This is a genomic window from Aestuariivirga sp. (genome assembly GCF_046093005.1).
GTDB lineage: Bacteria > Pseudomonadota > Alphaproteobacteria > Rhizobiales > Aestuariivirgaceae > Aestuariivirga.
On sequence record NZ_JBJTER010000018.1, the window covers coordinates 1 to 13918 of the forward strand.

Sequence of the window (13918 nt, forward strand, 5' to 3'; positions counted from 1 at the left end):
CACAAGGGCGAGGCGGTGCGGGCTGCCATCAAGGCCGCAGGCGCCAGGCTCATCTTCCTGCCGCCCTACAGTCCGGACCTGAACCCGATCGAACAGGTCTTCGCCAAGCTCAAGCACCTGCTGAGAAAAGCCAAGGAAAGAACCATCGAAGCGACCTGCCAAAGAATCGGGATCATACTTCAGGACTTCCAACCACAAGAATGCTCAAACTACTTCAGAGCCGCAGGATATGGTGACGTCTAAAAGAAAAATGCTCTAGACTGGGGTACAAGTGGCTCCTTTCGTCACACCAGAACGCGGTGCACGTCCTGGCCATTGCGCCGCAGCCAGTTCCTGGCCCTCGCCGCGGCGGGGCAATGGCTGAGCACCAGCCGCCAGAAGCCGGCGCCGTGATTTAGATGGCGCAGATGCGCCACCTCATGCGCCGCCACGTAATCGAGAACGTAATCGGGCGTCAGGATCAGCCGCCAGGAATAGGAAAGATCGCCGCTCGCCGAGCAGGAGCCCCAGCGGCTCCGCTGGTCGCGCAGCGTGATGCGGCGGAAGCTCACCCCCATCAGCGCGGCGTATCTCTCGGACGCCCGGGTGAGATCGCCGCGCGCCTGCTCCTTCAGGAATGCGGCGAGCCGCCGGCGCAGATGCGGCGCTTCGCCGGGCACGGTGATGACGCGGCCCACGGGATCGGCCGTCACCACGCCGCGCAGGCTTCCAGCTTCGCGGATTTCATGGCCTATGCCGCGCAGCGGCACCACATGGCCTGGCTCCAGGCGGATCGGGTTGCCGCGCACCGTGAGCTGGCGCTCGATCCAGCTGGACGAGCGCTCGACGAATTCCAGCGCGCGCGCCCGTGAAATGCCCTTGGGCACCGTGACCAGCACGCCCGAACCGCTGGCGTCGAGGCGCAGCACCAGGCGGCGCGCCTGGGCGTGGCGGCGGAACACCACGCTGAGGGTTTCGCCGCCGGCCGTCAGGCTCGAAGGTTCAAGCGGTCCCGGCGCGAGGGCGCGGCTGAGGCTCGCTGGCAGCCGGATCATTGGCATTCCTGTTTACGAAAGCGACGATGCGCGGCACGATCTCCTTGCGGTAACGCGAACCGTTGAACACGCCATAATGGCCGACCTCGGGCTGCAGGTAATGAAGCTTCTTATCAGCCGGGAGATCGGGGCACAGATCCTGCGCCGCCTCGGTCTGGCCGACGCCGGAGATATCGTCGCGCTCGCCCTCGATGGTCATCAGCGCGGTCCGCGTGATCTTCGCCGGGTCGACGCAGGCGTTGCGGTGGGTGAGCGTGCCCTTTGGCAGATCGTGGTTGACGAATACCTTCTCGACCGTCTGCAGATAAAACTCCGCCGTAAGGTCCATCACCGACATGTATTCGTCGTAGAAGTCCTTGTGCTTCTCGGCCGAATCGCCGTCGCCCTCCACGAGATGCCAGAACAATTCGCGGTGCGCGTCGAGGTGGCGGTCGAGATTCATGGTCATGAAGCCGCCCAGCTGCAGGAAGCCGGGATAGACATCGCGCAGCATGCCGGCATGCGGGGCGGGGACTTTCATGATTACGTTCTGGCGGAACCAGCCAACGCCCTTTTCCTGGGCGAGGCGGTTGACCGAGGTGGGGTTGCGCCGGGTGTCGATCGGGCCGCCCATGAGGATCATGGTCCGCGGCGTGGCGGGATCGCGCGCGGCGTTCATCAGCGCCACCGCCGCCATCACCGGCACCGAGGGCTGGCAGACCGCCATGACGCTGGTGTCCGGGCCCAGAAAACGCAGGAATTCCATCACATAGTCGATATAGTCATCAAGATCGAAGCCGCCCTCGAACAGCGGCACGTTGCGGGCGTCGACCCAATCGGTGATGTAGGTATCATAATGCGGAAGCATCGATTCGACGGTGCCGCGCAGCAGCGTTGCGTAATGGCCGGACATCGGCGCCACGATCAGGAGCTTGTGCTGCGGCTTCGGAACATCCCACAGCTTGCGGAACTGCAGGAGCTTGCAGAACGGCTTCGCCAGGATGGTGGTTTCCTCAACATTGACGAGATCATCGCCGATGATGGTGTCGGTGAGGCCGAATTCCGGCTTGCCGTAGCGCCGCGTGGTGCGTTCAAACAGTTCCAGCGAGGCAGCGAGCGAACGGCCAAGCTGAGTTTCGGCAAGCGGATTGGCCGGGCTTCGCCAGAAAGTCAGGCCGGCATCGGCGGCGGCGCGCCACGGCGCCATCGCCGCGTGGTTCAGTTCATAAAGATAATAAAGCACTTTTCCGAAAACCCCAGCGTTCGATGAAGCTAGCAAGCCCCCGCAAGCGGGGCAACCAGTCATTTGCCCGACTTTAGAGCAAGACCCGGCCTGATTGCATTACGCCGCTGGATAAGTTGCGCCTGGTGGCCGGTCAAGCCAACCTGCGCCGTGATCGCGATATCCCTGACGTCACAGTCAACGGACAGGCTGCTGAAAGGCCGCCTCCAGCCCCTTACGAATCCTCGTAGAATACGTGGCGGCCAATCTTGATCAGCCGTTTCATGCTTTTTGCCCATTTCGGCTTCACGTAATCGGCATGATAGTTGGTGGCGGTGGAGATGGCCGCCACATGCGCGTCGCCGGCGATGGCTTTCCTGGCGATGCGCTTGGCGCTGGCCCAGGACGATGCGCTTTTCACGTCATCAGGCAGGCCGTCGCAGGCGAATGAGAACTGGCAGGCATTGCGCCGCCCGGAGCCCTGATAGACGACGCCGCAGATGGTGTTCGGATACTCCGGGTCCTTGACGCGGTTCAGGATGACCTTGGCCACCGCGAGCTGGCCAAGTTCCGATTCGGAGCGGGCCTCGAAATAGACCGCGCGGGCCAGGCAGTTTTCCTCGGCAAGCTGGGCGCGGCGCTGGGCGATCGCCTTCTGCGCCTGCTTGTCGCTGGGCTTGCGGGCGATGGCCACCCGTTTCAGCTTGATAACCTGCTGGACTTTCTCAGGCGGCGGCGCCAGCGCCAGCCGCGACTTTGGTTCATCCTCATCTTCGGCCAGGTTCACCGCAGCGGGCTCAATGCGGACCGTCTGGACGGCAATCATGTCTACCTTGCCGCTGCCCGGATCGGTGGCAACCATCAGAGAGGATTTGCTGACGGTCTGGAATGTCCCGGCTTCCGGCAGCAAGGAGCCTTTGGTGAGCGTATCGGTCGACGGCGCCACCAGACGCTCCCTGATGGCGTGCGGCTCGACATTGTGGGCGATGGCATTCTGGCCCATGTAGTGGCCAGCCGCGGCGAAAGCCAGAATGAGCATGACGCCGCCCAGTGCCGCGGCGCCATATTGCGCGGGCGAACTGCGCCCGCGCCTGACGACACTTTGATCGGCGAGCGCCGTTTCGATGGACCCGCGAACCCGTCCGCGCGCCGTCGTCGCCAGGGGTGTCTTGCGCTGGTGTCTTGACGATATCACCAGTTTCGCTGCGCCAGCGGGTACCGCTAGCTCACGTGAGGCGCTGGACGCCGGTGTGCGTGTGTGCTTCTTCACTTCCCCTCGACATACCGTGAGCCGCAATTGTTGCGGCATTGTTAAAACGCGGTCGTCTACGAAGCAGCCGTTTAGCATGGCTTAACCATGCCGGCAACCCGGCGGTGCCGGTTTTGCCGGCCCACGCGGCGGTGTGGTAAACGCCGCCCCGCCATCAAGAATTTCAAAAAACTCAATTCTTTGAAAGGCTTGCCTGGGCCGCCGCCAGCCTGGCGATGGGCACCCGGAAGGGTGAACATGACACATAGTCAAGTTTGACAGTTTCACAAAAGGCGATCGAGGCCGGATCGCCGCCATGTTCGCCGCAGATGCCGGTCTTGAGGCCGGGCTTCACCCGGCGCCCGCGCTCGGCCGCCATCCGGACCAGCTCGCCCACCCCTTCGGTATCGAGCGTGATGAAGGGGTCGTTCTTGAACACGCCCTTGGCGGTGTATTCGCCGATGAAGCGCGCGGCGTCGTCGCGGCTGATGCCGAAGGTGGTCTGGGTCAGGTCGTTGGTGCCGAAGGAGAAGAAATCTGCGGCCTGGGCGATGTCGGCGGCGCACACTGAGGCGCGCGGCAGCGCGATCATGGTGCCGACCGAATATGCGATGGCGATGCCGGTTTCCTTTTCGACCTCGCCCGCCACCGCCACGATCCGCTCCTTCACCCGCTCGAGCTCGTTGCGCGAGGCGACCAGCGGCACCATCACCTCGGGGATGGGTGCCTGCCCGGTGCGGCGGGCGACGTCCGCCGCCGCCTCGAAGATCGCCCGCGTCTGCATTTCGGCGATTTCCGGATAGGAGATCAAGAGCCGGACCCCGCGGTGGCCGAGCATCGGGTTGAATTCCTTGAGCTCCGCGAGCCTTGCCCGCAACGCATCGGGGTTGGCGTGGATCTGCTCCGCCACTTCCTCGATCTCATGGTCCGCCTGCGGCAGGAACTCATGCAGCGGCGGGTCAAGGAGCCGGATGGTGACGGGCAGACCCGCCATGATGTCGAACAGGGCGATGAAGTCCTGCCGCTGCATCGGCAACAGCTTGGCCAGCGCGGCGCGGCGGGCGTCGAGCTTGTCGGCAAGGATCATCTGGCGCACCGCCACGATCCGCTCGGCGTCGAAGAACATGTGCTCGGTGCGGCACAGGCCGATGCCTTCGGCCCCGAAATCCCTGGCCGTGCGGGCATCGAGCGGGGTTTCGGCATTGGCCCTGACCCCCATGCGGCGGATGCCGTCAGCCCAGCTCATGAGCGTGGCGAAATCGCCCGAAAGCTGCGGCTTCACGGTGGCAACCGCGCCCTTCATCACCTGGCCGGAGGAGCCGTCGATGGTGATGGTATCTCCCCTGGCAAGGCGGATCCCCATGACGCTGAGCGTGCCCGCGGCATAATCGATGCGCAACGCGCCAGCACCGGACACGCAGGGCTTGCCCATGCCGCGGGCCACCACAGCGGCGTGGGACGTCATGCCGCCGCGGGTGGTGAGGATGCCCTCGGCGGCGTGCATGCCGTGGATGTCTTCGGGGCTGGTCTCGATGCGCACCAGGATCACCCGGCGGTTCAGGGCCTTCAGGCGTTCAGCTTCATCCGAATCGAACACGATCTCGCCGGACGCAGCCCCCGGCGAGGCGGGCCGGCCGGTGGCGATCACCTCGCGCTTTGCTTCCGGGTAGAGCGTTGGGTGGAGCAGCTGGTCGAGCGAGGCAGGGTCGATCCGCAGCACCGCCTCCTCGCGGCTGATCAGGCCTTCTTCCGCCATGTCCACCGCGATCTTGAGCGCCGCCCGCGCCGTGCGCTTGCCGGTGCGGGTCTGCAGCATCCACAGCTTGCCGCTCTGGATGGTGAATTCCATGTCCTGCATATCGCGGTAGTGGCGCTCGAGAAGATCGAAGTTGTGCCGGAGTTCGGCGAAGGTGCCGGGCATCAGCGCTTCCAGAGACGGCAATTCCGAACCCGCCGCGATGCGAGCCTTCTCGGTGAGGCTCTGTGGCGTGCGGATGCCGGCCACCACATCCTCGCCCTGGGCATTGACGAGGAATTCGCCATAGATCTCGCGCTCGCCGGTCGAGGGGTTGCGGGTGAAGGCGACGCCGGTCGCCGAGCTGTCACCCATGTTGCCGAACACCATGGCCTGCACATTGACCGCGGTGCCCCAGTTTTCAGGGATATTGTTGAGCTTGCGGTAGGTGACGGCGCGCGCCCCGTTCCAGGAGGTGAACACCGCGCCGATGGCGCCCCACAGCTGCTCACCGGCATCCTGCGGGAAAGGCTTGCCGGTTTCCTGCGCGACCAGCGCCTTGTAGCGCACGATCAGGCCCTGCCATTCGGTGGCGGTGATCTCGGTGTCGAGTTCGTAGTGCCGCTCCTCCTTGAAGCCGCCCAGAATGTCCTCGAAGGCCGCGTGTTCCACGCCCAGCACCACGTCGGAATACATGCTGATGAAGCGGCGGTAGCTGTCATAGGCGAAGCGGCGGTCGCCGGAGCGGGCGGCGAGGCCTTCGGTGGTGGCGTCATTGAGGCCGAGGTTCAACACCGTATCCATCATGCCCGGCATCGAGGCCCGCGCGCCTGACCGCACCGACACCAGAAGCGGGTTGGCGGCATCGCCGAAGCGCGCCCCGGCAATCGCCTCGACGGCAGCCATGGCGGCGGCCACCTCGCTGTCCAGGCCTTTGGGGTAGGCGCGGTCATTGGCGTAATAGGCGGTGCAGACTTCGGTCGAGATGGTGAAGCCGGGCGGAACCGGCAGGCCGAGATTGGCCATTTCGGCGAGGTTGGCGCCCTTGCCGCCCAACAGCGCCTTCATATCGGCGCGGCCCTCGGCGGCGCCGCCGCCGAAGCGGTAGACATATTTCAGGTTTTCAGCCGCCATGACGAAATGATCCCATGGGTTGGGTTGTCCGAATGCGAGGTAGCGGGCGGCGGCCCGTAATGACCAAACCACAGCCAGGGCTTGGTTGCAACGCAATATCGCGCATGCTGCGACGCAATCGCCGCATGGCGCCCGCGATCAGGCGATGGCCGGGCGAAGCGGTCTCAGAGGCCGGCGCAGATACAGGATCCACAGCGCGATGCCGAGGTTCAGCACGTTCCACGCCACGCCATTGAGGAAGGCGAGGGTATAGGAGCCCGTCAGGTCAAAGATCTCACCGGACATCCAGCCGCCAAGCGCCATGCCGAACACGGTGGCGGTCAGCACCGTGCTGATCCGGCTGGCGGCCTCGCGCGCCGGGAAATGATCGCGGATGATCAGCGCGTAGCTCGGCACAATGCCGCCCTGCGACAGACCGAAGACGGCGGACACCACATAAAGCGAGGCCAGCCCGTCGAAGGGGATGTAGAGCAGCAGCGCCACCATCTGCAGGAACGATCCGGCGATCAGCGTGGCAAGACCGCCGATGCGATCGGCGATCAGGCCCGAGGCCAGCCTGCTGATGACCCCGAAGGCCAGCATGACCGACAGCATCTCGGCGCCCCGCGCCGGCCCGTAGCCCAGATCGGCGCAATAGGCCACGATATGCACCTGCGGCATCGACATCGCCACGCAGCAGGAGAGGCCGGCCAGGACGAGTGCCGGAAACAGCAGCGGATGGCGGGGCAACAGCCCGCCTTTGACGCCGCCGCTTGCCGGACTGGCGGTATCATGAAACTGCGGACGCCGCCGCAACAGCTGCGCGAGCGGCAGCATGATGGTGACGCAGATCAGCCCCAGCACCGCATAGGTCATCCGCCAGCCATAGCTTTCGATGGCGGATTGCATGAAGGGCGGCCAAATGGCGCCGGCGATGTAGTTGCCGCTCGCCACGATGGCCACCGCGATGCCGCGGCGCTTCAGGAACCACTGCGAGACGTCCGCGACCAGCGGCCCGAAGGTGGCGGCGCTGCCAAGAAAGCCCACCAGCACCGCCTGGATGACCAGGAACTGCCAGAAGTTCTGCGCCAGGGCAGCCAGCCCGAAGCCGGCGCCCAGCGCCACCGCGGCAATCGACACCGGCACGATGATGCCATAGCGCTGCGCCACCCTGCCCATGACGAAGCCACCGAAGGCGAAGCCCACGAAGGTTGCGGTGTAGGGGAGCGAGGCGCCCGCCCGGTCGACGCCGAACTCCGCCTGAATGGTCGGCAGCACCACCACGGCCAGCCACAGGCCGATGCCGCCGACCACCGCCAGCACCAGCGATACGGCCAGTCTGAACCAGGCATAGCGGCTGTCCGGCGTGAAGGCGGCGGCGGTCATGCGCTGCGGTTCGCGTGGGTTGAAGATTCCATGACCCTGCCTAACCTTCCTCGCGGACCGTGGCCAGACGTTTCACGGGCTTTGGCCCCGCGAAATGCGGAGGCCAGCCTTGTTGTCAGCGCATCTATCAGCGGAAAGTGATCAATCCTGCTTCTTCAGATCGCGCGCCACGTCCGGGCGTTTGAGAAGCTCATCGATCTTTTCGGCATAATCGAGCGCGGTGTCGATGCGGTAGCGAATCTCGGGCATGAATTTCATGTCGAGCTTCGGTGCAATGAGGCCGCGGATGTACCGCTTGTTGCGGTTCAGCGCATCGAGCATGGCCTGTTCCTGTCCGGCCATGAGCGTGCGCATGTAGGCCGTGGCGATCTTGAGATCGGGCGAGACCTGCACCTCGGCCACCGTGGGGCTGAGCCGCTCGAGCTCAGGATCGCCCGATTCGCCGCGCAAAAGTATTTCCGCCAGAGCGTGGCGGATCAGCTCGCCGGCGCGCAGCTGGCGTTGTGAGGGTGCGCTGGCCTTGCTCATGCCGTGCCGCTACTCCAGCGTGCGCTGGACCTTCTCCACCCGGAAGCATTCGATGATGTCGCCGGCGCGGATGTCCTGGTAGTTTTCGAAAGCCATGCCGCATTCCTGGCCCACCGGCACTTCCTTCACTTCGTCCTTGAAGCGCTTGAGGGTGGAGAGCGTGCCTTCGTGGATCACCACATTGTCGCGGATCAGGCGCACCTTGGCGCCGCGCTGCACATTGCCTTCGGTGACCTGGCAGCCCGCCACCTTGCCGACCTTGGTGATGTTGAACACCTCGAGGATGCGCGCGTTGCCGAGGAAGGTTTCGCGCAGTTCCGGCGCCAGCTTGCCGGCCATGGCCTGCTTGATGTCGTCAACAAGGTCATAGATGATGTTGTAATAGCGGATTTCGATGCCGGCGCGCTCGGCGGCGTCGCGCGCCTGGCCTGAGGCGCGGACATTGAAGCCGAGCACCGCGGCCTTGGAGGCTTCCGCCAGGCCGACATCCGATTCGTTGATGCCGCCCACGCCGTAATGGATGACGCGCGCCTTGATCTCGGCGTTACCGATCTTTTCCAGCGCCTGGACGATGGCCTCCGCCGAGCCCTGTACGTCTGCCTTGACGAGGATCGGGAACTCCTTGACGTTGCCGTCCTTCATCGCCGACATCATCTGCTCGAGCGATGAGCGCGCGGCCGCGGCGCCGCGGGTTTCGCGGCGCTTTCTCTCGCGGTATTCGGTGACTTCGCGCGCCCTGGCCTCGTTCGGCACCACGTCGAACTGATCGCCCGCTTCCGGCGCCGAATTGAGGCCCAGGACCTCGACCGGCGTCGAAGGCAAGGCTTCCTTCACCTGCTTGCCCTTGTCGTCGACGAGGGCCCGCACCCGGCCCCATGCGGAGCCGGCCACGAAGATATCGCCGAGCTTCAGGGTGCCGCGCTGCACCAGCACGGTGGCCACCGGCCCGCGGCCCTTGTCGAGCTGGGCTTCCACCACCATGCCGCCCGCCTCGCGGTCCGGATTGGCCTTGAGGTCGAGCACTTCCGCCTGCAGCAGGATCGCGTCCAGCAGCTTATCGAGATTGGTGCCCTTGAGCGCCGAGACCTCGACTTCCAGCGTATCGCCGCCCATGCTTTCGACGACGATCTCATATTTCAGGAGTTCGTTCCTGACCCGCACCGGATTGGCGGCGGGCTTGTCGATCTTGTTGATCGCCACGATGATCGGCACGTCTGCGGCGCGGGCGTGGTTGATGGCCTCGACGGTCTGTGGCATGACGCCGTCATCGGCCGCCACCACGAGCACCACGATGTCGGTCGCCTTGGCGCCGCGGGCCCGCATCGAGGTGAAGGCCTCGTGGCCGGGCGTATCGATGAAGGTGACGATGCCGTTGGGCGTTTCCACCTGATAGGCGCCGATATGCTGGGTGATGCCGCCCGCTTCGCCGGCCACCACATTGGTTTTGCGCAGCGCGTCGAGGAGCGAGGTCTTACCGTGGTCGACATGGCCCATGATGGTCACGACCGGCGGGCGCGGCTTCAGCTGCTCGGGCGCATCGGTTTCGCCCGACAGGCCTTCCACCACGTCGGCCTCGGACACGCGGCGCACCTTGTGGCCCATTTCCTCGGCGATGATCTGGGCGGTATCGGCATCGATCACGTCGTTGATCGTATGCATCTGGCCCTGCTTCATCATGATCTTGATGATGTCCACGGCGCGCTCGGCCATGCGGTTGGCGAGTTCCTGGATGGTAATGGCCTCCGGAATCACGACGTCGCGGATCATCTTCTCGGTGGGCATCTGGAAGCCCTGGGACTGCTTCTTCAGCCGCTCCGTGCGGCGGCGGAAGGCGGCCACCGAGCGGCTGCGCTCGTCGTCCTCGTCCAGCGCGTTCACGACTGAGAGGCGGCTGCGGCGCTTGTCGGCCTCGCCCTTGGTGCGGACCGGAACCGGCGCCTTGATCTCGCGCTTGACCGAACCGGGGCCAACCCGGCGCGGCGCTTCATCCTCGTCATCGGCGGCCCGGCGGACAACGCCCGGTGCGGCCTTGCCGGTCAGTGGCTTCACCGGCGCGGTGGCGGGTGTAACCACATTGGGCTGGGCCGCGCGTGGCATGAGTTTCTTGGCCGCTTCCTCAGCCTTGCGGCGGGCCTCTTCCTCAATGCGATGGCGGGTTTCGTCCTCGGCCTAGCGGCGCGCGGCGGCCTCACGCTCCTTTAGCTCACGTTCATCGAGTTCGGCGCGGCGGCGGGCGTCATCTTCCTGGCGTCTGCGGTCTTCGGCCTCGCGCACGCGGGCCCCGGCCAGAGCGCGGTCGCGCGCTTCCTTTTCCTCGGCGGTGAGCGTTCTCAGCACCACGCCGGAACGCGGTGCCGCCGGCTGCGGCTTCGGCGTTTGGGGGGCGGGGATACCGGCCGCCGGCGCCGATCCGACGCGCGGCTGTGGCTGGAAGGCGGGCTTGGCTTCAGCGGGCTTGTCGTCGCCGAAGCGCTTGCGCTTGGTCTCCACCACCACGGTCTTGGAGCGCCCGGCGCCAAAACTCTGCCTGACCTTGCTCTGCTCGATCGACGGCCGCTTCAGGGTCAATGTCCCCGCACCCGGGCGGTTGCCTTCGGGCTTGCGGTCTTTGTCGTTGTTATCAGTCATCTTTTCTCTTCAAGTCCTCGGCGGGCCGTGTTCCGGCCCTTCAAACGTCTCGATCCGGCGCTGGGCGGCCAAGAGCTTTTCGGCGAGCGCTCCCCTGGCCACGGCAGCATGTACCACATTTGGACGGGCAAAAGCCAAATCCAATTCGCGGGTCTCGAAAATCGCCATCACCCGCGCATCGGGGCCGGCCAGCCTGTCGAGTTTCCGGCAACCGTCGGGCTGCGCCTCGCGGCTGTGCAGAACGAGCCCAGCCCGGCCGCTGCGCAGCATGTCCTCGACCTTGCCGAAGCCAGATACCGCCTCGCCGGCCTTCCGCGCCAGCGACAGCAGCGCCAGCGCCTGATCCCGCAACAGTTTCGCCACCAGGTCCGGCAGGCCAGCGGGCGCCGTGGTTTCGGCGCCGAACCCGCGCGAGAACAGCTTCCGCCGCACCGCCTCGGCAACCGCGCCACGGTCGAGGCTGACCCAGACGCCGCGGCCAGGCAGCTTGCGCGCCAGATCCGGCACCGCCTCGCCGCCCGGGCTTCGCACGAAGCGGATCAGCTCCGCCTCATCCTTCACCGCGCGGGTGACGATGCACATGCGGTCGGCCAAGGGCTGATCCGCCTCCGTCTCTCTGACCGGTGCTTCGCTCAGGCGCTCACCTCGCCGCTTTCCGGCTCCGCCGCGCTCTCGGCCGGCGCTTCGATCCAGCCCGCCGCGATGCGGGCCTTCATGATCAGGTCATTGGCTTCGTCGGCGCTCACCTCAAGGTCGGAGAAGGCGCCCTTGTGCTTGACCGCGCCGCCGGCCTTGCGCTCCGTCCAGCCGATCAGATCATCGGTCGCGCAGCCCGCCAGATCCTCGATGGATTTGACGCCCGCTTCGCCCAGCGCCACCAGCATGGCGGGGCTCAGGCCTTCGATGTCCTTCAGTTCATCCGCCACACCCAGCGCGATGCGCCGCTCGTCAAGCTCCGCCGCCTGGCGTTCGAGATATTCGCGCGCCCGGTTCTGGAGTTCCTCGGCGGTCTGCTCGTCAAGGCCCTCGATCGAGGCGATTTCGCGGAGGTCGACATAAGCCACTTCCTCGACATTGGCGAAGCCTTCGGAGGCCAGCAGCTGGGCCAGCGTCTCGTCGACGTCGAGCACATTCACGAACAGCTCGGTGCGCGCCGCGAATTCCTTCTGGCGGCGTTCGGATTCTTCGGCCTCGGTCATGATGTCGATGTCCCAGCCGGTGAGTTGCGAGGCAAGCCGCACATTCTGGCCGCGCCGCCCGATGGCCAGCGACAGCTGCTCGTCCGGCACCACCACTTCGATGCGCTCCGACTCCTCGTCGAGCACCACCTTGGTGACTTCCGCCGGCGCCAGCGCATTGACCACGAAGGAGGCGACGTCCTGCGTCCACTGGATGATGTCGATCTTCTCGCCCTGCAGCTCGTTCACCACCGCCTGGACGCGGCTGCCGCGCATGCCAACGCAAGCGCCCACGGGATCGATGGAACTGTCCTTGGAGCGCACCGCGATCTTGGCGCGGCTGCCGGGATCGCGCGCCACCGCCACAACCTGAACGACGCCGTCATAGATTTCCGGCACTTCCTGGCCGAACAGACGGGCCATGAATTCAGGATGCGTGCGCGACAGGAAGATCTGCGGGCCGCGCTGCTCGCGGCGCACGTCATAGACATAGGCGCGCACCCGGTCGCCGGGGCGGAACACTTCGCGCGGCAGCGATTCATCGCGCCGGATGATGCCTTCGCCGCGGCCGAGATCGACGATGATGTTGCCATATTCGACGCGCTTCACCGCGCCATGCACGATCTCGCCGATGCGGTCCTTGTATTCGGCGTACATGCGGTCACGCTCGGCGTCGCGCACCTTCTGCACAATCACCTGCTTGGCGTTCTGCGCGGCAATGCGGCCGAATTCGATGGGCGGCAAGGGCTCGGCGATCTGGTCGCCGATGCTGGCTGCCGGGTTGCGGCGCTGGGCATCGGTGAGGCTGATCTGCGTGGCCTCGTTCTCCACCGTCTCGACCACCAGCAACAGGCGCTGCAGGCGGGTTTCGCCGGTCTTTGGGTCGATCTCGGCGACGATCTCGTTCTCGGCGCCGTAGCGGGCCTTGGCGGCCTTCTGCACCGCTTCTTCCATCGCGTGCAGCACGACCGACTTGTCGATCGATTTCTCTCGCGCCACCGCGTCAGCGATCTGCAGCAGTTCCAGCCGGTTGGCGCTTACGCCATAATCAGCCATTGTCTTCGCTCCTCTGTTGCGAAATCTGATCCTCGTCGATCTCGGCGCCGTCGCCATAGCCCTTGGGCGTCTGGCGGCTCCGCGCGGCCTCGATCAGTTGATCGGTCATCACCAGCTTGGCATCGGCGATGTCCGCGAAGGGCACGCCGATCAACACCGGTTCCTTGGATGCCCCTTCCGGGTTCTCGATGAACAGCCGCACCTCGCCGCCCTCATAGCCTTCAAGCTTGCCGCGGAAGCGCTTGCGCCCGGCGGCGGGTACCGCCATCTCGATCTTCGCCTCATGGCCGGCCCAGGCCTCGAAATCAGAAGGCCTGACCAGCGGCCGGTCGATGCCGGGTGAGGACACCTCGAGGTGATAGCGGCTGGGAATCACATCCTCGACATCGAGGATCGGCGAAATGGCGCGGCTCACCGCCTCGCAGTCCTCGATGGTGAAACTGCCGTCGGGCCGCTCGGCCATGATCTGCAAGGTGGACCCGCTCATCCTGACCCGCACCAGCCGGAAACCCATGCCTTCCAGCACAGGCGCGGCGAGGGTTGCCACCCGTTGCGCGGGGCCCGTCTCGCGGGCCAGTCTGATTTCGGTCTCGGTCGTCATCAAAGCCCTTTCAGGCAACAAAAAAGCGGGCCCCGGAGCCGGGACCCACTCGCGATCTCCACTTTCGTGGCTATGTGAGTGAACCTAAGTTGTCGGGGATATAGTCTTTTCGGAGCCGCCGCGCAAGGGCCGCCAATCAAGGGAGCCGCCGGAACCTCAGATACGCCGAGCCCCGCCCTTCCCGCCGGGCCTTGGCCTCGTAGCGGGTC

The 13918-nt window shown here is 65.5% G+C and carries 10 protein-coding genes and 1 pseudogene; 1 reads left to right on the plus strand and 10 read right to left on the minus strand.

The window, feature by feature from the left end; translation table 11 throughout:
• The coding region (locus tag ACKOED_RS00775; protein ID WP_408914667.1) for a transposase at nt 1-243 on the plus strand (243 nt) is incomplete at its 5' end.
• A gap of 41 nt (nt 244-284) precedes the next feature.
• On the opposite strand, the gene ACKOED_RS00780 is transcribed toward ACKOED_RS00775, so the two are convergent.
• The 10 genes and pseudogenes from ACKOED_RS00780 to rimP all read right to left on the minus strand — a co-directional run bounded on the left by ACKOED_RS00780 (nt 285) and on the right by rimP (nt 13709).
• Nucleotides 285-1034, minus strand: a complete 750-nt coding sequence (locus ACKOED_RS00780) for a M48 family metallopeptidase (protein WP_408914668.1) — start codon at nt 1032-1034, stop codon at nt 285-287.
• The gene (locus ACKOED_RS00785; protein ID WP_408914669.1) at nt 982-2256 is read right to left on the minus strand and encodes a polyhydroxyalkanoate depolymerase; all 1275 of its coding nucleotides are present in this window, start codon (nt 2254-2256) and stop codon (nt 982-984) included. The genes ACKOED_RS00780 and ACKOED_RS00785 overlap by 53 nt, the downstream gene beginning before the upstream one ends.
• A 214-nt stretch (nt 2257-2470) precedes the next feature.
• On the minus strand, nt 2471-3430 hold the full coding sequence (locus ACKOED_RS00790; protein WP_408914670.1) for a cell wall hydrolase: 960 nt from the start codon (nt 3428-3430) through the stop codon (nt 2471-2473).
• Between the two features lie 247 nt (nt 3431-3677).
• The gene (gene ppdK / locus ACKOED_RS00795) at nt 3678-6353 is read right to left on the minus strand and encodes a pyruvate, phosphate dikinase (protein ID WP_408914671.1); all 2676 of its coding nucleotides are present in this window, start codon (nt 6351-6353) and stop codon (nt 3678-3680) included.
• 138 nt (nt 6354-6491) lie between these two features.
• A complete protein-coding gene (locus ACKOED_RS00800; protein ID WP_408914672.1) occupies nt 6492-7718 on the minus strand; it encodes an MFS transporter in 1227 nt (408 codons plus the stop codon).
• A 141-nt stretch (nt 7719-7859) separates the two neighbouring features.
• Nucleotides 7860-8246: a 30S ribosome-binding factor RbfA gene (rbfA, locus tag ACKOED_RS00805; protein ID WP_408914673.1), complete on the minus strand. Its 387-nt coding sequence runs from the start codon at nt 8244-8246 to the stop codon at nt 7860-7862.
• A 9-nt stretch (nt 8247-8255) separates the two neighbouring features.
• A pseudogene (gene infB / locus ACKOED_RS00810) lies at nt 8256-10874 on the minus strand (translation initiation factor IF-2).
• A 9-nt stretch (nt 10875-10883) separates the two neighbouring features.
• Nucleotides 10884-11567, minus strand: coding sequence for an RNA-binding protein (locus tag ACKOED_RS00815; protein WP_408914676.1), 684 nt, complete (start codon nt 11565-11567; stop codon nt 10884-10886).
• Complete coding sequence (gene nusA, locus ACKOED_RS00820; protein ID WP_408914674.1) at nt 11507-13108, minus strand: transcription termination factor NusA; 1602 nt, start codon at nt 13106-13108, stop codon at nt 11507-11509. Before nusA ends, ACKOED_RS00815 begins: the two co-directional genes overlap by 61 nt.
• Nucleotides 13101-13709 (minus strand): ribosome maturation factor RimP, encoded by a 609-nt coding sequence (rimP, locus tag ACKOED_RS00825; RefSeq protein WP_408914675.1) that lies wholly within the window; start codon nt 13707-13709, stop codon nt 13101-13103. The genes nusA and rimP overlap by 8 nt, the downstream gene beginning before the upstream one ends.
• Nucleotides 13710-13918: the final 209 nt, after the last annotated feature.

Excerpts from the sequence above, each read along its gene's own strand:
- rimP (WP_408914675.1), bottom strand. The coding sequence starts at position 13,709 with ATGACGACCGAGACCGAAATCAGACTGGCCCGCGAGACGGGCCCCGCG.
- ACKOED_RS00780 (WP_408914668.1), bottom strand. The coding sequence starts at position 1,034 with ATGATCCGGCTGCCAGCGAGCCTCAGCCGCGCCCTCGCGCCGGGACCG.
- rbfA (WP_408914673.1), bottom strand. The coding sequence starts at position 8,246 with ATGAGCAAGGCCAGCGCACCCTCACAACGCCAGCTGCGCGCCGGCGAG.
- ACKOED_RS00800 (WP_408914672.1), bottom strand. The coding sequence starts at position 7,718 with ATGACCGCCGCCGCCTTCACGCCGGACAGCCGCTATGCCTGGTTCAGA.
- ppdK (WP_408914671.1), bottom strand. The coding sequence starts at position 6,353 with ATGGCGGCTGAAAACCTGAAATATGTCTACCGCTTCGGCGGCGGCGCC.
- nusA (WP_408914674.1), bottom strand. The coding sequence starts at position 13,108 with ATGGCTGATTATGGCGTAAGCGCCAACCGGCTGGAACTGCTGCAGATC.